Consider the following 17748-nt stretch of genomic DNA (forward strand, 5'->3'; position numbering starts at 1 on the left):
TGTTCGCTACGGGGCCCGAAGCGCCCGTGACCTCATTCTTGCGGCGGTCGGGGTGCGAAGTCGGTGGAAAAAACTCCCCTCTTGGGCCGACGGCCCGCCACCACCAGCCCGCCCTCCTGCGCGTCCCGCAGGCTCGCGCCCACCAGCGCCAGCGTCACCGCGACCGACCCCGCCGCCATGACCGTCATCCCCGTGGCCGGCGAGGTCAGTTGGGCCACCGCTCCGGCCAGCACCGCGCTCACCCCCTGCGTCGTGAGCATTCCGGCGGAGTGCAACCCCAGTGCGTGACCGCTGAGTTCGTCGGGCGTCACCGCCATCAGCCGCTCCTGCTGGACCAGACTCGCCCCGAATCCGACCGAGGCGACGGCGACCGCGACGGCGGCCACGGGCAGCGCCGGGTGCAGGAAGAACAGCAGGTAGGGCGTGGCCAGCAGCAACAGCAGCGGTACGCCGAGGCGGGCGCGCAGGTCCTTGGGGAGGAGCCGGCCGACCGTGATGTCACCGACGAACATCCCGAACGCCGCGCACGCGAACAACGTGCCGGCGGCGTGCGGGGCGTAGGAGACGTACAGCGACTCGCAGCCGACGACCAGCCCGTTGGGGATCCACAGGGCGAGGTAGAGGTGGCGGCGGGGGCGGGAGGACCACAGCAGGGCGTTGCTGCGCCAGGTCGCGGAGACGGAGGGGCGGCCCGCGGCGCGGGGCGCGCGACGGGTCAGGCCGAGTTGGGTGACCAGGGCCGCCGCGGCGTACAGGGCCGAGGAGACGAGGAGCGTGGCCCCCGGGGACAGCAGGGCGACCAGCGCACCGCCCGTCGCATAGCCGGTGATCTGCATCAGGCCGTTCATCATGTTGAAGACGGACCGGCCCATCAGGTAGCCGTCCTTGGCGAGGACCTCGTTCAGCAGTCCCCACCGCACGCCGCCGCCCAGCGAGGCGATCAGCCCCAGCAGCAGGATCAGGGCGAACAGCGCCCAGATCGGCGCGCCCGGCGTCGCCATCGCCGCCGTACCCAGGGCGTACGACAGGGCGATGCCGGTCAGTGCCGCGCGGGGCGCGAGCCGGTCCGCCGCCGAGAGCAGGGTCGTGGCACCCACCACCTGGGCCAGCTGCGGGCCGAACATGCTGACCGCGGCCAGCAGCGGCGATTCGGTCGCCGCGTACACCAGCGTGCCGATGGCCAGACCGCCGACGGTGGAGGCGGCCGTGTGGAGGGCGGAGGTGAGAAAGAGGGGAGTGAACTCCGTTGTCCGGAAGAGCTGTCGGTAGCTGCGCATGCGCGGAGTCTGCGCAGCTCAGGAATCCGGTCGTTATTGTTTCGCGGAGACGCGAAAGGTGGCGGTGACCGATGGGCTGGTGGCAGATCAACGCCGACACCCTGGCCGGCAGCCGGTTCCTCATCTCCCCGCTCGCCGAGACGTTCGCCGCGCTGAAACTGCTGCACTCGGGGACCGCCGCCCACCCCGGCGAGCGCACCTGGCTGGACGCACACCGGCCCGCCTACCGGGCTCGCCTCGCCGCCGACCCGGTCACCGCACACCTCGTCCGCGCCGGGCTCGGCAAGGACTGGATCGCCGACTTCCTCACCCCGACCCCGAGGGACGGCGAGCCCCTCGACGCGGGCGTCGCACGGGTGCGCGCGGCCGACCCCCGCCAGGCCCGCGCCAACCTGACCGTCTCCCTCGCCGGCCCCCTGCCCGCCGTACTGGACCGCGACGATCTGCCGGAACGCGCCGCCGCGCTCATCGAGTACGTCTGGACCGAGACCGTACGGCCGGACTGGGGCCGGCGCCGGCGCGTCCTGGAGGCGGACGTGGTCGCCCGGACCGCGCAGGTGAGCCGGGGCGGCTGGGCCGCCGTACTGGATTCGCTGCGCCCCGGTCGCACCCGCTGGCTCGGTGACAACCGGCTCCAGGTGAACCTGCACGAGTACCCGCCCCGCGAGATCTCCGGCGCCGAGCTCGTCTTCGTGCCGGTCACGCCGAGGGGCGGCTGGGTGTCCTGGGAGGCGCCCGAGCGGTATGCCGTGGTCTATCCCTGCGCGGGCGCGCTCACCGACCCCGGCGCGCGGAGCGTCCCCGCGAGCCTCGGCGCGCTGCTCGGGCCCGCGCGCGCCGAGGTGCTCGTCCTCCTCGACTCGCCGCTCAGCACCACCCAGCTGGTCGCGGTGACCGGGCAGGGGCTGGGCTCGGTCGGACGGCATGTGCGGGTGCTGCTGGACGCGGGGCTGGTGGAGCGGCGGCGGGCGGGGCGGTCGGTGCTGTACGAGCGGACGGCGGCGGGGGACGTCCTCGTCGAGGCCCGGCACCGGCCCGACACGTACCGGAGTTAGCATCCGTTTCATGACGACCACTGACAGCAGCTCCCCCCTCGACGTCGACATCGATGCCCTCCAGGGCGGCACCGCCGATCTCGCCCAGTACGCGGGCCGGGCCGTGCTCATCGTGAACGTGGCCTCCAAGTGCGGCCTGACCCCGCAGTACTCCGGCCTGGAGAAGCTCCAGGAGCAGTACGCGGAGCGCGGCTTCACCGTGCTCGGCGTGCCCTGCAACCAGTTCCTCGGGCAGGAGCCCGGCAGCGCCGAGGAGATCGCCGAGTTCTGCTCGGCGACGTACGGCGTGAGCTTCCCGATGACCGAGAAGGTCGAGGTGAACGGGGAGGGCCGGCACCCGCTGTACGAGCGGCTGGTCGGCTTCGCGGACGCCGAGGGGCACACCGGGGACATCCGCTGGAACTTCGAGAAGTTCCTGATCGGCCGCGACGGCAAGGTCGCCGCCCGCTTCTCGCCGCAGACCGAGCCTCAGGCGGCGGAGGTCGTGGCCGCGGTGGAGTCCGCGATCAAATAACGCGGCCCCTTGACCTTGCCCCAGGGGCAGAGCCGAGCGTCCTTGTCGCCGGGCGGAACAGGCCGCCCGGTGACGGAGGATGAGGCCGTGGACGACGAACTGCTCACCATCGGCGTGTTCGCCGCGCGGGCCAGGCTGTCGGCCAAGGCCCTGCGGCTGTACGACCGCCTCGCACTGCTGGCCCCGGCGCACGTCGACGAGGCCAGCGGCTACCGCTACTACCGCGCCGACCAGGTCGAGCGTGCCCGTCTGGTGGCGCTGCTGCGCCAGCTGGACATGCCGCTCGCACGGATCGCGGAGATCGTCGAGGCCCCGGACGGGGCCGCGGCGGCCGCCCGGCTCGACGCGTACTGGGCGGAAGTCGAGGCGCGGGTGGCGGGGCAGCGGACGCTGGCCGAGTACCTCCGTGGACGACTGTCGGGGAGGAGCTCCGAGATGTACGGGAAGTTCGTGGTCGAGACGGTTGAGGTGCCCGAGCAGGTGCTGATCACCGAGATGCGGCATGTGCTGGCGGACGAGTTGCCGACGTGGATCGAGGCGTCGCTGGGCCGGCTGGAGTCGGCGGCGCACGAGTGCGGCGGCATCACGGCGCCACCGTTCGTCGTCTACCACTCCGACGTGTCGACGGAGAGCGACGGACCGGCCGAGTCGTGCGTGCCCGTGGCCGACGGGGCGGCGGCCCGGGCCTGGCTCGAGAAGCAGGGCCGGACGCGGGAGACGAAGGTACGGGTGGAGCCGGCCCACCGGCTCGCCTTCACCCGGATCACCAAGGCGCAGGTGGCCCACCCGCAGATCCTGGCCGCCTTCGAGGCGGTGGAGGAGTGGATGGCGAAGGAGGGGCTGTGGCAGGCGGGCCCGTGCCGCGAGGTGTACTTCGTGGCGGACTGGGACGGCGCCGGGGCACAGGACCCGGTGTGTGACGTGGCGTTCCCGGTGAGGTGATCCGGCCGGCCCACGGGTGAGGGCACGGCCGAGCCCTCTCGGCAAGGACGGCGGGCTGGTCGAGAGGGCTCTTCCTGTGGTGCTTGTGCAGTTGTCGATCGTGCGGTCGGTTGAGGGGTGAGGATCAGCTAGACCCGCCCCTTACGCCTTGACCGACGCCACGAAGGTGTTCCACGCGTCCGCGGGGAACGCCAGGACCGGGCCCTCGGGAACCTTGGAGTCCCGTACCGCCATGGCCGCAGCGGCCGGTGACTTGATCTCGACGCACGCGCCGTTCCCTGTGGAGTACGAGGACTTGGTCCACGTGTCCGTGGCACCCTGACGAATTGCCATGTTTGCTCCGAATTGCCAGATGTTGAGTTGCTGTCACCGCGCTGCGCGTCCGGACCGGACCCGCAGCGCGATTCGCGCCAACCTTGTTACTCGGTGGCGTGATCGACGCTACTCGCCAACATCGGCCGACGAAGCGACTATTCACTCGGCTGGGTGGCATATTCCATTGGAGTCTTCCGCCCCGGGCTGGGGACGGTGTACCGTACGGCGCTTCTCAACGCGCGTACTCCTTGGCGATGTCCGCGATGAACTGCCGTGACTGCTCCACGTTCAGGGCCTGCGCCCTCAGGTGCTCGTACATCACGCTGTACTTCTGGACGTCGTTCGCCTTCTCCAGGTACAGGTCGCTGGTGACGCCCTCGATGTAGACGACGCTGGAGTCGGCCGCGTCCGGGAACTCGAGGATCGCGTACTGCCCGTTGAGGCCCGGGTGGGCGCCCATGTCGAAGGGGATCACCTGCACGGTGACGTGCGGCAGCTGGGACTGCTCGACGAGCTGCTCCAACTGGTCGCGCATCAGGGAGCGGTTGCCGACGACCCGGCGCAGGGCGGCCTCGTCCAGGACGGTCCACAGCCGGAGCGGGTTCTCCGCGGTGGAGATTCGTTCCTGTCGGCGCATCCGCACCTGGACCCGCTTCTCGATCTCGGCCTGCGCCGTCTCCGGCAACGCCCCGGCGATCAGGGCCTCCGCGTACTGCTTCGTCTGCAACAGCCCCGGAACGACCTGCGGGTCGTACACCCGCAGGCTGGCAGCGTCCGTCTCCAGCCCGATGTAGACGCTGTAGGGGATGTCGCCGAACGAGTGCCACCATCCTTGCTGTCGCGAATCCTTGGCCATCTGCATCAGGGAGTCGACGATCCGGTGGTCCTCCACCTCATAGACCCCACACAGATCGCGGACGTCGCGCTGGCTGATGCTGCGCCGGCCGTTCTCCAGCCGGCTGATCTTCGACTGCGACACCAGCAGCCGTTCGGCCACTTCTTCGGCCGTCATGCCCTTGAGCTCCCGGAGCCTGCGCAGCTCCTGGCCCAGCCGGCGTCGCCTGACGGTGGGATTGACATTGGACGCCACGGGACGTGCACCTCCGGCTGCCTGCCTGCGATTGCCACTTTGCGTATCTGCTGTTGAGCAGACTGCCACCAAGGTGCTTACTACCGCTGGGAAACGGTGGATATGCGCTGGATACACGCCAGTTCGCCAGGACCCCCGCACATGCGGCCGCGCGGGGCGGCGGGACCGATGCCGTCGTCCGGGCATCCGGTCCCGTCACCCCGCGCGGACCAGCGGCTCCCGAACCGGTCTCGGTGACTGCGGTGCGGCGCTGCACGTGGCGTGCGAGTGCGAGCGTGTGAAGCGTGTCGGTGCATGGCGGTGCGTGGTGGTGCGTGGTCGAGCAAGCCGGGTGCACAGCCCGGGTGGTCCGGTGGTGCGGGTCGTGGAACTGCGGCTCAGTGGGCCACGACACGCGCCATGGATCCGCGGCGCGGCTGCACCGGAACACCGCGGGCGGGTTCCGCTGCGGCCCTGCCTCCGGGGGCGGCCTGACGGCCGGCCGGGGCCGGGCTGCGGCGCGGTTGTGCGGCCGCACCGTTCTGGACGTCCATCACGGCGTGCGCGACGAGACCGCCCATGGGGTCGTGCCTGATCAGGTCCCTGAGCCGGGACCGGGACGACCGTCCCTCGTTCCCCGGATACAGGTGCTTGCCGAGGCCGACCGCGTGTGCCAGTGCGGCGAGTGCCGCGGTCCGTGGGTCCGGCGGTACGCCGGTGCGGATCGCGGAATCCAGCCGGGCCCTGATCTCCCGGCTGATGGCGTTGTCCGTCGCCTGATAGCGAGTCGTCGGCAACACCCCGCACATCTGACCGGCCACGGCATGCACCATGCCGCACCGCTCCAGATGCGAGAGGTAGGTCTGGCGCAACCCCAGCCGGGGCCCGCCGATCCAGTGGACGGCACGCACGGGAGCGCCACGCCTTCGCAGCAACTCCAACGCACAGTCCAGTGTTGGATCTCCAGTCGGCCGTGGGGCCACCACGGCGATACGATCCCCGTCTGGGGCTATCCGTCCGGCCAGCGCCAGCTCCACTAGCTGTGCTCCGGCCAGACCGAGGTCGAGCGACTGCGGCTGTGCGGTGGTACCCGTGGTCGGGTCCAACGCCAGCAGCAGAAGCTCCTCCGGAATTGTTCTGCGGCTCCTGCCCATCCATGCCTCCCCGCGTGGATGAAAGACAGGGTGACCCCTCTCACATTCATCTGTCGAGGGTGCGTGACCGGTTCGTAAGGGAACCGGTAGGTATGTCGTTCTCGTCTAGCGGGTGAGTGGAGTGCCGCGCACAGGACACTGGTACATGGTTCGGACAGCGGCACGGGGGGTCGTACGGGCACGGTGTCCGAGTGACGGCTCACTGTTCGGATGCCGCACGGAGGCCGTGCGGCGGCACATGGAGGAGGCATCGGTGGCGGGCGAGTCCCCCGACAGGTCGAAGCAGCGCGAGTCGTCGGCAGAACCGACGTCGGGGAGCACGGCCCCGGTTCCCGAACCCGATAGTCCCACCCGGCAGGAAGCCGGCGAACGACTCGACCCACGCCTCGCAGTGGCCCGCGAAGCCACGGCACCGCGCGGCGGCGTCGACACGGCGACGAGGGTCCTGTCACGAGAGGACCTGGACGCGGTCAGGACGCGGCTGGAGGAGGCGGGGGGCACCGCCGAGGACGCCGGGGGCGGGGATGCGGCGGACAGCACCAAGGGCGCGCACGCTACGACTGACGACGCCGAGGACACGGACACCGTGACCGACGCCGAGAGCGTGGACGCCGCGGGCGACGACGCCGAGACGGAGAACGCTACGGCTGACGACGCCGAGGACGCGGACGCGACGGCCGACAGCACCGAGAGCGTGGACGCCGCGGGCGACGACGCCGAGGACACGGGCGCGGGGGCCGACGACGCCGAGAGCGAAGACGACACGGCGGACAGCACCCACAGCGCGGACGCTACGGATGACGACACCGAGGCTACGGACACCGTGGCCGACAGCACCGAGAGCGCGGACGCCGCGGGCGACGACGCGGAGGAAGCGCACGACGCGGCCGGGAACGACATGGAGGACACCTCCGAGAGCGCCGACGCGACGGACGCCGACGCCTCGCAGGAGGCCGAGGGCAAGGATGCCGATTCCGGCGCACCCGCCGAGGGCAACGATCGGCTGAGGGCGGCTGTCGCGGCTTGGGTGGCCTCCTCGGACACCGACGAGCCCGAGGGCGAGAAGGCGACGCCGGGTGAGGACAAGAGCGCCGAGGACGCCGTCTCCGCCGAGGGCGCCGCAGACGATTCGGGTGAGCCCTCCGAGGCTGCCGACGCCGCTGACGCCGACTCGGACGACTCCCCCGAGGCCGCCGAAGGCGGTACGCCTGACGCACCCGCACCCGCGGCCGCCGACGGCGAGGACGCCCCCCAGGAGCCACCAGCAGCCGACGACGAGAGCCGCACGGGTGGTGCGGGTGGGAACACGAAGGCCGAAGGCGAAGCCAAGGCCAAGGCCAAGGCCAAGGCCGTCGATCAACCCACCGCCATCTTCAAACGCCCCGCCAAGCAGCCTCCGGTGGACCAGCCCACCACCACGCTGAAGGCCCCCGCGCCGGAGACCCCCTCCGAGCGCACCAGCAAGTTCGTCGCACTCAAGCCCGACATCAGGCCGGAAGCCCCCAAGGCACCGGTGCCGGCACCGGCACCGGCCCCAACCCCGGAAACGCCGAAGGCCCCCGCTCCGGACGCCACCGCCGTGGTCCCCCAGATCGGCCCCGAGCGCACCACCCAGCAACCCCTGCCCCCCAGGCCCCCGCTGGACCTGCTCGCCGAGCTGACGAACACGCCGCCGCCCCCGGACACCCCGGTCCGCACGGCCATCCGGCGGGTCAAGATCTGGACCCCGCTGGTCCTGCTGCTCGCGATCGTCTTCGCGGTCGTGCAGAACGTGCGCCCGCTCCCGGCCCCCACCCTCGACCTCACCGCGAAGGACAGCTACACCTTCGGCGGCAGCAAGGTCGACATCCCCTGGCCCACCGAGGGTCAGGCCGCGCTGGACGTCGACGGCATCGGCAGCTTCGGCTCCTCCGGTGACCAGAAGCCCGTCCCGATCGCCAGTGTCGCCAAGGTCATGACCGCGTACGTCGTCCTCCGTGACCGCCCCCTCAAGAGCGGCGATGAGGGACCGAAGATCGCGATCGACCAGGCCGCCGAGGACCAGTCGGACGCCGGCCAGGAGTCCACCGTCGGCGTGACCGCCGGCGACAAGATCTCCCAGCGCGAGGCCCTGGAAAGCATCCTGATCGCATCTGCGAACAACGTGGCCCGTCTGCTGGCCCGTTGGGACGCCGGTTCGGAGAAGGCGTTCGTCGAGAAGATGAACGCCGCCGCCGAGGACCTCGGCATGACGAACACGACGTACACCGACCCGTCCGGGCTCAACAACACCACCGTGAGCACGGCCGTGGACCAGGTGAAGCTGGCCAAGGCGGCCATGAAGTACCCCGCCTTCCGCGAGGTCGCCGCGATGATGTCGTACGACGACTACAAGGGGAAGAACCACGGCAACTGGAACCAGTTGGTCGGCAAGAACGACGTCGTCGGCATCAAGACCGGCACCACCACCTCCGCCCTCGGCAACCTCGTGTTCGCCGCGAAGAAGGAGATCGGCGGCGAGACCCGGACCATCGTCGGCGCCGTGGTGCGCCAGCCCGACACGGGCAGCGGCATCCTCGCCGCCGCTCTCGACTCGGGCGACCAGCTCATCCGCGCAGCGCAGGACACGCTGGAGTCGGCGACGATCCTGAAGAAGGGCGATGTCGTCGGGTACGTCGACGACGACCTCGGCGGCCGCACCCCGGTCGTCGCCACCAAGGACGTCACGGCGGTCGGCTGGTCGGGCCTGCAGGTGAAGCTGACCTTCGCCTCCGACCCCGTACCGCACACCGCGACGGCCGGCACCAAGGTGGGCACGCTCACCGTGGGTGACGGCAGCAGCGGCGCAGTCAAGATCCCGGTCGCCCTCCAGTCGGAGCTTGTCGAACCGGGCTTCACGGACAAGCTGACCCGCATCGCCTGACCCGGGGACGGCACCACGGCACCCTGACGCAGCCCGCCGACAGCGCCTGTCGGCGGGCTGCGTGCTAGCGTCACGAATCGGGCAGGTCGTCGCCCACAAGACGCGGTCGGGGAACCTTCGGGGACAAGGCCGACAACGCGCGGGAAACGGGACGCGGCCAGAACAGAAGACGGGACAGTACGGGGAGTGCCTCACACGTGGCCACTGCGGAGCCGACACGCGCCGACGACGCCGATCCGGGACGGGGAGCCGGTCCGCGAATACGCGTGCCCGCGCCACGCTCGGGAGAGGGGCCGAGCCGCACGGAGGACAGACCGCCCTCGCGTCTGACCGCCGCCTTCCTCACCCTGCGTGAGCGCCTGCTGCGCCGCCCGGTGCTGTCGATCACGGCCCTGGCCGGGCTCCTTCACATCATCTGGTTCTTCACGTTCGCAAGCAGCGGGGGCGACCTCGCGGCCCAGGACGCGTGGGCGGAGTTCGTCGGCCGGCATCCGGACTCGGCGTACAACCTGGCCTGGTACGGCGGTATGCACCCGGTGTCGTACAGCGTGGTGTCGCCGTATCTGATGTCGGTGCTCGGTGTCCGTACGACGATGATGATCGCGGGGACGATCTCCGCGGGTCTGCTGACGCTGGTCCTGCTGCGCAGCCGGTCGGTGCGCAATCCGCTGTGGGCCTCGTTCGCCGGGGTCCTCGGGCTGATCGCCAACGCGATCTCAGGGCGGGTGACGTACGGGCTCGGCACGATGTTCGCGCTGGGCGCGGTCGCCGTCGTGTTCTGCTGGCCGTACCGCTGGCGCTACAAGCGCTGGGCGAAGGCGCTGTGCGCGGCGCCGCTGGCCGCGCTCGCGACCATGTCGTCACCGGTCGCGGGGCTGTTCGTGGGCTTCGTGGCGGTGGCGCTGTTCCTCCAGAAGCGGCGGCCGGGCGCCTGGGCGCTGGGGCTGGCGCCGGCGGCCGTGGTCGCGGTGTCGGCGTGGCTGTTCCCCTTCTCGGGCACCCAGCCGATGGTGATCGGCTCGGTGCTGCTGCCGCTGCTGTTCGCCGTCGTCACCTTCGTGCTCGTGCCCGAGGACTGGAAGACGGTCCGGCTGGTGTCCGCGGTCTACGGCCTCGCGGTCGTGCTGGTCTGGGTGGTCAGCTCGCAGATCGGCTCCAACATCACGCGCCTGGCGATGCTGTTCGCGGGGACGGCCCTGGTGGCCGTGCTGCCCTACACGGTGCCGCGCTCACGCAAGTGGTACACGGCCGTGCTGGCCCTGCTCACCTTCGCCGGGTGGATCGGCTACAAGACGGTCGACGACATCATCCACGCCGCCCCCGCCGCGTCCTGGGCGCGCGAGCTGGCGCCGCTGGTCAACGAGCTCCAGGAGGTCGGCGCCGAGAAGGGCCGGGTGGAGGTCGTGCCGGCCCGCTCGCACCGCGAGGCCTCCGCGCTCGCGCCGTACGTCAATCTGGCCCGCGGCTGGAACCGCCAGGCCGACATGGAGCGCAACCCGCTCTTCTACGACGACACCCTCAACTCCGCGAACTACCGCGAGTGGCTCAAGCGCTGGGCCGTGCACTACGTGGTGCTCCCCAAGGACGAGCCGGACGGCTCGGGGGCGGAGCGGGAGCGGGAGCTGGTGCAGCGTGGGCTGCCCTATCTGAAGCAGGTGTGGGGCGACGCCAACTGGCAGCTGTTCGAGGTGACCGCCCCGGCGCCGCTCGCCGAGCCGAACACCGTCGTCGAGCGGGCCGAGCAGGGCGAGATGACGATGCGGGTGAGCAAGCCGGGGCCGGTCCTCATCCGCATCCCCTACTCGCCGTGGCTGAGCCTCGTCGACGCCGACGGCAAGAAGCTGGACCCGCCGAAGGAGACGGAGGCGTCCAGGAACCGTCCCGACGATCAGCCGAAGTCGTACGACAACGTCAACGGCTGTCTGATGGAGACGGAGGAGGACGCGCTCGGCGACAGGTGGACGATGCTGCTCGCTCCGCGGGCGGGCGAGTACCGGCTCGCGGCGCCGTACGCGTTCTCGCGCGGGACGACGTGTCCGGAGGAGCTGCGCTGACCGGCCTGCGCTGATCAGCGCAGGTCGGCCACATACCGGTCGGTGCCGGGCACCGTGGGGATGAACGGCGCCACGAGTTCCACCCGCCCCAGCCCGGCCTCCTCCACCACCGCGTCCAGGCCTGTGAAGTGCTCCTCCCAGCACTCCCTCGGTTCCGCCTCCAGGAACCACAGCAGGGTCAGGCGGGTGTCGACGCCCTCGACCTGCTTGACGTACGACATGCGGTCGAGCGGGAGAGGCGTGGGTCGGAAGATCGTCACCATCGCCGTCGGGGAGCCCGCCAGGCGCTTGGGCAGGTGGCGGGAGCGCAGCCACTCCAGCAGCTCGGTGCGCTGCTCCGGGGAGTCGGCGTCGATGACCTGCACCACCAGGCCCGCGTAGGGGTGGTCCAGGGCGTGGAAGTCGCGGGGGCCCGCCGCGCCGTCGCGGTACACCGTGGCCTCGTGGTCCTGGAACGCCGTGAAGACGTGGGTGCGGTCCTGGTAGACGCGGGCGTCGCGGTTGAGGCGCTTGTTGATGCCGACCGTCCAGCGCATGTGGTCGGCGTAGCGGCCCGCGGTGATCCAGTACGTGGAGATGTAGCAGCCGGCGGTGACCGGCTGGGCGATCGCCGACTTCTCGGGGTGGCGCAGGAGCTGGAGGTCCCTCGTCGCGACCCAGCGGCGGCCCGCGTACATCCAGGGCATCGCCATCGCGCCGGCGTAGTAGTGGTCGTCCTCGTACCAGCGGTTGTAGGCGTACTCGTGGCCCGGGTGCGGTTCGACCATGGTGATCAGGGCGTGGCCCGGGTGGACTCCGTACGGGCCGACGGCGGCCAGTTCGGCGTACGTCTCGCTGCGGGTGTCCTCGCTCATGCCGTTCCCTTCCTTCCGGTGGCTTCCGTCCTCCCTCGGACGCCCATACTCTGACGCTCCGTCAGATAATCCGCCAGAGTCTGGGAGGCCTTGATGTCACTGCTCAACGGCAAGACCGTCGTCGTATCGGGAGTCGGCGCCGGGCTGGGCCATCAGGTCGCCGCGGCGGTCGTCCGGGACGGCGGGAACGCCGTGCTCGGGGCGCGCACCGAGGCGAACCTGGCAAAGAGCGCCGGCGAGATCGATCCCGACGGGGCGCACACGGCGTACCGGGCGACCGACATCACCGACGAGCGGCAGTGCGAGGCGCTGGTCGCGCTGGGGCGGGAGCGGTTCGGCGGGATCGACGGGGTGGTTCATGTGGCCGCCTGGGACTCCTACTTCGGCGGGCTGGAGGACGCCGACTTCGACACCTGGCAGTCGGTCGTCGACGTCAATCTGCTGGGCTCGCTGCGGATGACACGGGCCTGCCTGCCGGCACTGAAGGAGTGCGGCGGGTCGGTGGTGTTCATCGGGACGCAGTCCGCGGTCGCCGCCCCCTCGCAGGTGCGGCAGGCGGCGTACGCGGCCTCGAAGGGGGCGCTGACGAGCGCGATGTACTCGCTGGCGCGGGAGTTGGGGCCGCACCGGATACGAGTGAACACCGTGCTGCCGGGCTGGATGTGGGGGCCGCCGGTCCAGGCCTACGTGCAGTTCACCGCGCACACGGAGGGCGTCGAGGAGTCCGAGGTGCTGGGGCGGCTGACCGAGCGGATGGCGCTGCCCGACCTCGCCACGGACGGGGATGTGGCGGATGCGGCGGTGTTCCTGGCCTCGGACAGGGCGAGGGCGATCACCGGACAGTCACTGCTGGTCAACGCAGGGGAGCTGATGCGCTGAGTTCATATAGGTGAACCAAGACCAGCATGCCGAATGATTTTACCTCCCCTTGACCTGTCACCAGCTTGTCGTGTTCACGCGACAGCGCCCACGATGAGCGCCGGGCTGAACCCTGGGAGGGCGCACATGAACGGTCTCGACTGGGCCGTGCTCATCGGCTATTTCGGCGTGATGGTGGCGATCGGCGTCTGGTCGCACAAGCGGGTGGACAACGTCAGTGACTTCTTCACCGCGGGCGGCAAGATGCCGTGGTGGCTGTCCGGGATCTCGCATCACATGTCCGGATACAGCGCGGTGATGTTCACCGGGTACGCGGGCATCGCCTACACCTACGGCGTCACGTCCTTCGTCACCTGGTCCTTCCCCATCGCGCTGGGCATCGCCATCGGGTCGAAGCTGTTCGCGCCGCGGATCAACCGGCTGCGGTCGCGGCTGCATGTGGCGTCTCCGCTGGAGTACCTGAAGAACCGCTACGACCTGAAGACCCAGCAGGCGCTGGCCTGGTCCGGCATGTTGCTGAAGATCGTGGACGTGGGCGCGAAGTGGGCCGCGATCGCGACCCTGTTGTCGGTGTTCACGGGTGTGTCGCTGAACCAGGGCATCCTCATCACCGGCACCATCACGGCCGTCTACTGCACCATCGGCGGCCTGTGGGCGGACGCGCTGACCGAACTCGGCCAGTTCATCATCCAGTTGCTGGCCGGCGTCGCGATGTTCATCGCGGTCGTCATGGAACTGAACGACAAGGGCATCGGCTTCTTCGAAGCCTGGGACCGGCCGGAGCTCCAGGGACACGGGGAGCCGCTGGTCGGGCCGTACGGGACCGTCTTCCTGCTCGCGTTCCTCTTCATCAAGCTCTTCGAGTACAACGGCGGGATGCTCAACCAGGCCCAGCGGTACATGGCCACGGCCACCCCGCGGGAGGCCGAGCGCTCGGCGCGGCTGTCGGCGATCCTGTGGCTGGTCTGGCCGGTCGTGCTGTTCTTCCCGATGTGGATGTCCCCGCTGCTGGTCGAGTCGCAGAAGGCGGACGGCTCGGACTCGTACGGCCTGATGACCGAACAGCTCCTCCCGCACGGCCTGTTGGGCCTCGTGATCGTCGGCTTCTTCTCGCACACCATGGCCATGTGCTCCTCCGACGCCAACGCGATCGCGGCCGTGTTCACCCGGGACGTGGCGCCGGTGCTGTCGAAGCAGGCGCGGGCGTGGGGCGAGCGGTCCGGTCTGATCGCGGCCCGGGTGACCACGGTCGTCTTCCTCGGCCTGTCCATGGCGGTGGCGACCCAGGTCAACTCCCCCACCTTCAAGGACATCATCACCGTCGTGATCAAGTGGGTCGCCGGTCTCATGGGCCCGATCGCCATCCCGATGATGCTGGGCCTGCTGCGCCAGTTCCGCCGCTCCGGCCCGACGGCGGCACTGACCAGCTGGTCGATGGGCCTGCTCGCCTTCTGGCTGGTCAACTACCCGATCAGCTGGCAGATCGAGGGCGGGGTGCCGCTCCAGTACCAGGTCTCCATCCCGCTGGCGGTCTCCCTGGTCCTGTACATCCTCATCGGCTTCATCAAGCCGGAGGACACCCCGGAGCGGATGGCGATCGTCGAGCGGATCAACACGGACGGGGACGGGGGCGCTGCCGCTGCGGTGCCGGCGGATGCGGACGCGAGGGAGGACGTGGTCCGCGCCAAGGACTGAGGACGGGGGACGATTGGGGCAGGGCGGCCACTCGCACGGCGGGGGGGGCCGCCCTTGTCGTTGCCCTGGCGATCGGGGTGACCGGAGGCCGGGCCGTCGCCGGAGTCGAGTCGGGGGCGGGCCGGGGCGGACTGGAGGCGGGTCGGAGACGGGCAGGGGGCGGACCGGAGACGGGCCGGGCGCGGGCCAGGCGCGGGAGAGGGATGCGCCAGGGATGCGCCAGGCGCGGGCCGGGGTTGGGCCGGAGATGCGCCAGGCACGGGCCCGAGGCGGGCCGGAGGCGAGCCGGGCACAGGGCGGAGGCGAGCCGGGGCGGGCCGGAGGCGAGCCGGGACCGGCCGGGCACAGGGCGGAGACGGGCCGGGCGCGGGCCGGGCGCGGGCCAGGCGCGGGCCAGGCGCGGGCCAGGCGCGGGAGAGGGATGCGCCAGGGATGCGCCAGGCGCGGGCCGGGGTTGGGCCGGAGATGCGCCAGGCACGGGCCCGAGGCGGGGCGGAGGCGAGCCGGGCACAGGGCGGAGGCGAGCCGGGGCGGGCCGGAGGCGAGCCGGGACCGGCCGGGCACAGGGCGGAGACGGGCCGGGCGCGGGGCAGGCACGGGCCAGGCGCGGGAGAGGGATGCGCCAGGGATGCGCCAGGCGCGGGCCGGGGTCGGGCCGGAGATGCGCCAGGCACGGGCCCGGGGCGGGCCGGAGACGGGCCGGGCACAGGGCGGGCGCGGGCCGGAGATGCGCCGGGCACGGGGCGGAGGCGGGCGCGGGACGCGGACCGGGGTGAGCAGGGTGGGTGCGCCCCGGCGGGCGTACAGCGTGGGGGTCTGCCCCTGGTTCCTCCCGCTTGCGGTCAGCCGCGGGGGTACCTCGCCAGCCAGCCCGGTGACGCTCCCGCCGGGCTGTGCAGTGCCGGGCCCTGGGTCATTTCCATGGCGAAGTCGTCGGCGAGTTCGAGGATGGTGGGGCGGCCCTCCAGTTCGGCGAGCCAGGCCGGGGGGAGGGCCGTTTCGCCGTGGAGGGCGCCGAGGAGGCCGCCGGTGAGGGCGGCCGCGGCGGCGGAGGGGCCGTCGTGGTTGACGGCGAGGCAGAGGCCGTGGCGGACGTCCTCGCCGACCAGGGCGCAGTACACGGCGGCCGCGAGCAGCCCGTCCGCCGAGCCGTCGGCCGCGAGTTCCTCCACCCGGGCCGGGGTGGGCATGCCCTGCCGTACGGCACCCAGCGCGTGCTGCAGCGCGTCCGACACGGGCTCGTGCCCGGGCCGCACGGCCAGCAGCGCCAGCGCCCGCTGCACGGCCCCGTCGAGGCTCTCCCCGGAGGCGACCGCGTGCACGATCACCGCGTACGCGCCCGCCGACAGGTAGGCGACGGGGTGGCCGTGGGTCTGCGCCGCGCACTCCACGGCGAGCTGGACGACGAGCTGCGGCTCCCAGCCGACGAGCAACCCGAAGGGCGCGGAGCGTGCGGTGGCCTCGGGCCCGAGCTCGGTGGCGTTCTTGGGCGACTCCAGGGTGCCCATGGCCTCGTCACCGAGGCCGATCAGAAGCGCGCGGGTGGGATCGCGGCGGGCGTACAGCCACTCCTCGCGAGCCAGCCAGCCGTCGTCCTTGCGGCGCTCGTCGGGCCCCCAGTCGTGTTGCGTGGCGGCCCACCGCAGATACGCCCGGTGCAGATCGGTCGGCGGATGCCAGGCGCCGGTGTCCCGCCGGACCTGCGCCCTGATCAGCCCGTCGACACTGAACAGCGTGAGCTGCGTGAGATGCGTCACGGCACCGCGCCGCCCGTACCCGAACCCGAGATCGAGGAGCCCCTCGGCGCCGTACTGCTCCCGGATCTCGTCGAGGCCCAAGCCGTCGACCGGCGCCCCGAGGGCGTCCCCGACGGCCACGCCGAGCAGCGTGCCGCGCACCCTGCTGCGGAAGTCCTGCTGCTCGGTACGGCCCCAGACGGCGCCGGCTATCGCACCCATCAGGACCTCCCCGTTGCAGCGACCGTGTGTACGACGGCTCGACACTGTAATCGACCGGGGACGGTCGGTTCACGGGGCGGATCGGTATGCGGAATGTGCCCGAGGTGGACCGAAGTGATCCGGAGTGGTCCGGAGTGATCGGCTATGCCCCGTACAGGGCTCCCGTCCGACTCTCTACGCCGCCACATCCACCGGACGGCAGTCCCGGCAGCGGCCCGGGCCCGCTGAACGGAACGCCCGGTCGCATCCCTCGCAGGTCTGGAGTGGGTCCGGGCGTACGGGGGGCGGGGGGTGTGCCGGGGCGGGGAGCGGTGGTGGCAGCAGCGCCCGGAGGCGGTGGGCGAGGAACGCTGCCGGGTTCAGGATGGGGTCCTTGGGCAGGGCGTTCGTCAGGGTGCGCTGCACGGCGGTGGGCGGGACGCCCCTGTCCAGCCAGGCGGAGACGGTCGGGGCCAAGCGGTGCACGTCTCTTTCGGCCAGCAGCAGGCGGGGGTCGTGGGCGCGCAGGCCCGCGAGGACATCAAGGGCGGCATCGAGGGCGGCACCGGACGCGGAGGCCGACGTCTTCGAGCCGGGGGACGGCGGAGCCGGGCGGGGTGCGGCGGGCTTCATCGCGGCTCGGGCCACGGCGACGCCCGGCCTGTTGTACGAGATCGTCCGGGTCACGACTCGGCCGGATTGAAGACGCTCCTTGGTGCGCGCCAGGTATCCGTGTGCCTCCAGCTCCCGCAGGGCGGCGGCGACCCGGATCTCCCCCTCGGGGAACTTCGCGGCCAGCGTCTTGATCCCGACCGGGGTCCGGGCGGGCAGCGACTGGATGTGGACCGCCAGCCCGATCGCCGTCAGGGACAGCTCAGGGTGCTGGGCGAGGTGGTTTCCGACCACGACGAACTGGTCGTGGTGGGGTTCGTTGACGTGCTCGACGCCTCCGGCGGAATGGCCGGACTTGGCGCGCGCGGGCGCGCTAGGCTGAATCTCAGTCATTGGGGAAGCCGTACTTCCTCGGTGTTAGGCCCTCGCATTGGGATGCCAGTCCCGGCGGGGGCCGATTCATGTGTGCGGTTGTCTCTGGGTGACGCT

14 protein-coding genes are annotated in these 17748 nt (G+C 71.4%); 7 read left to right on the forward strand and 7 right to left on the reverse strand.

Annotated elements, in window-relative coordinates:
* Window positions 1-32: 32 nt before the first annotated feature.
* Window positions 33-1277: an MFS transporter gene (locus ACZ7M7_RS36470; protein WP_472124575.1), complete on the reverse strand. Its 1245-nt coding sequence runs from the start codon at window positions 1275-1277 to the stop codon at window positions 33-35.
* A 71-nt stretch (window positions 1278-1348) separates the two neighbouring features.
* On the opposite strand from ACZ7M7_RS36470, the gene ACZ7M7_RS36475 reads away from it, so the two are divergent.
* The 3 genes from ACZ7M7_RS36475 to ACZ7M7_RS36485 all read left to right on the forward strand — a co-directional run bounded on the left by ACZ7M7_RS36475 (window position 1349) and on the right by ACZ7M7_RS36485 (window position 3788).
* Window positions 1349-2332 carry an ArsR/SmtB family transcription factor gene (locus tag ACZ7M7_RS36475; RefSeq protein ID WP_472124578.1) on the forward strand — a complete coding sequence of 328 codons (984 nt, stop codon included), beginning with the start codon at window positions 1349-1351 and terminating at the stop codon, window positions 2330-2332.
* Window positions 2333-2342: 10 nt separating this feature from the next.
* Window positions 2343-2846: a glutathione peroxidase gene (locus ACZ7M7_RS36480; protein WP_383626788.1), complete on the forward strand. Its 504-nt coding sequence runs from the start codon at window positions 2343-2345 to the stop codon at window positions 2844-2846.
* A gap of 69 nt (window positions 2847-2915) precedes the next feature.
* Window positions 2916-3788: a MerR family transcriptional regulator gene (locus tag ACZ7M7_RS36485; protein WP_472124582.1), complete on the forward strand. Its 873-nt coding sequence runs from the start codon at window positions 2916-2918 to the stop codon at window positions 3786-3788.
* Window positions 3789-3929: 141 nt separating this feature from the next.
* On the opposite strand, the gene ACZ7M7_RS36490 is transcribed toward ACZ7M7_RS36485, so the two are convergent.
* The 3 genes from ACZ7M7_RS36490 to ACZ7M7_RS36500 form a co-directional block, all read right to left on the reverse strand.
* Window positions 3930-4121: a DUF397 domain-containing protein gene (locus tag ACZ7M7_RS36490; RefSeq protein ID WP_383606510.1), complete on the reverse strand. Its 192-nt coding sequence runs from the start codon at window positions 4119-4121 to the stop codon at window positions 3930-3932.
* Between the two features lie 214 nt (window positions 4122-4335).
* Window positions 4336-5193 (reverse strand): helix-turn-helix domain-containing protein, encoded by an 858-nt coding sequence (locus tag ACZ7M7_RS36495; protein WP_472124585.1) that lies wholly within the window; start codon window positions 5191-5193, stop codon window positions 4336-4338.
* Window positions 5194-5570: 377 nt separating this feature from the next.
* Window positions 5571-6326: a GOLPH3/VPS74 family protein gene (locus tag ACZ7M7_RS36500; RefSeq protein ID WP_328881031.1), complete on the reverse strand. Its 756-nt coding sequence runs from the start codon at window positions 6324-6326 to the stop codon at window positions 5571-5573.
* A gap of 253 nt (window positions 6327-6579) precedes the next feature.
* Here ACZ7M7_RS36500 and ACZ7M7_RS36505 point away from each other — a divergent pair, with 253 nt between their 5' ends.
* Both ACZ7M7_RS36505 and ACZ7M7_RS36510 read left to right on the forward strand, forming a co-directional pair.
* The gene (locus ACZ7M7_RS36505; RefSeq protein WP_472124588.1) at window positions 6580-9228 is read left to right on the forward strand and encodes a D-alanyl-D-alanine carboxypeptidase; all 2649 of its coding nucleotides are present in this window, start codon (window positions 6580-6582) and stop codon (window positions 9226-9228) included.
* Window positions 9229-9425: 197 nt separating this feature from the next.
* Complete coding sequence (locus ACZ7M7_RS36510) at window positions 9426-11282, forward strand: MFS transporter (protein ID WP_472124590.1); 1857 nt, start codon at window positions 9426-9428, stop codon at window positions 11280-11282.
* Window positions 11283-11296: 14 nt separating this feature from the next.
* Here ACZ7M7_RS36510 and ACZ7M7_RS36515 read toward each other — a convergent pair whose 3' ends face one another.
* On the reverse strand, window positions 11297-12136 hold the full coding sequence (locus tag ACZ7M7_RS36515; protein WP_472124593.1) for a hypothetical protein: 840 nt from the start codon (window positions 12134-12136) through the stop codon (window positions 11297-11299).
* Between the two features lie 93 nt (window positions 12137-12229).
* Between ACZ7M7_RS36515 and ACZ7M7_RS36520 the strand changes: the two genes are divergently transcribed.
* Window positions 12230-13015 carry an SDR family oxidoreductase gene (locus ACZ7M7_RS36520; protein WP_472124595.1) on the forward strand — a complete coding sequence of 262 codons (786 nt, stop codon included), beginning with the start codon at window positions 12230-12232 and terminating at the stop codon, window positions 13013-13015.
* 126 nt (window positions 13016-13141) lie between these two features.
* Window positions 13142-14710, forward strand: coding sequence for a sodium:solute symporter family protein (locus tag ACZ7M7_RS36525; RefSeq protein ID WP_383606527.1), 1569 nt, complete (start codon window positions 13142-13144; stop codon window positions 14708-14710).
* An 842-nt stretch (window positions 14711-15552) separates the two neighbouring features.
* Here the strand turns inward: ACZ7M7_RS36525 and ACZ7M7_RS36530 are convergent.
* Entirely contained in the window at window positions 15553-16668 is a 1116-nt protein-coding gene (locus tag ACZ7M7_RS36530; protein ID WP_472124598.1) for an ADP-ribosylglycohydrolase family protein, read from the reverse strand.
* Window positions 16669-16842: 174 nt separating this feature from the next.
* Window positions 16843-17652 carry a helix-turn-helix domain-containing protein gene (locus tag ACZ7M7_RS36535; protein WP_472124601.1) on the reverse strand — a complete coding sequence of 270 codons (810 nt, stop codon included), beginning with the start codon at window positions 17650-17652 and terminating at the stop codon, window positions 16843-16845.
* Window positions 17653-17748 lie beyond the last annotated feature (96 nt).

This window comes from Streptomyces sp. NPDC111606 (genome assembly GCF_055656945.1).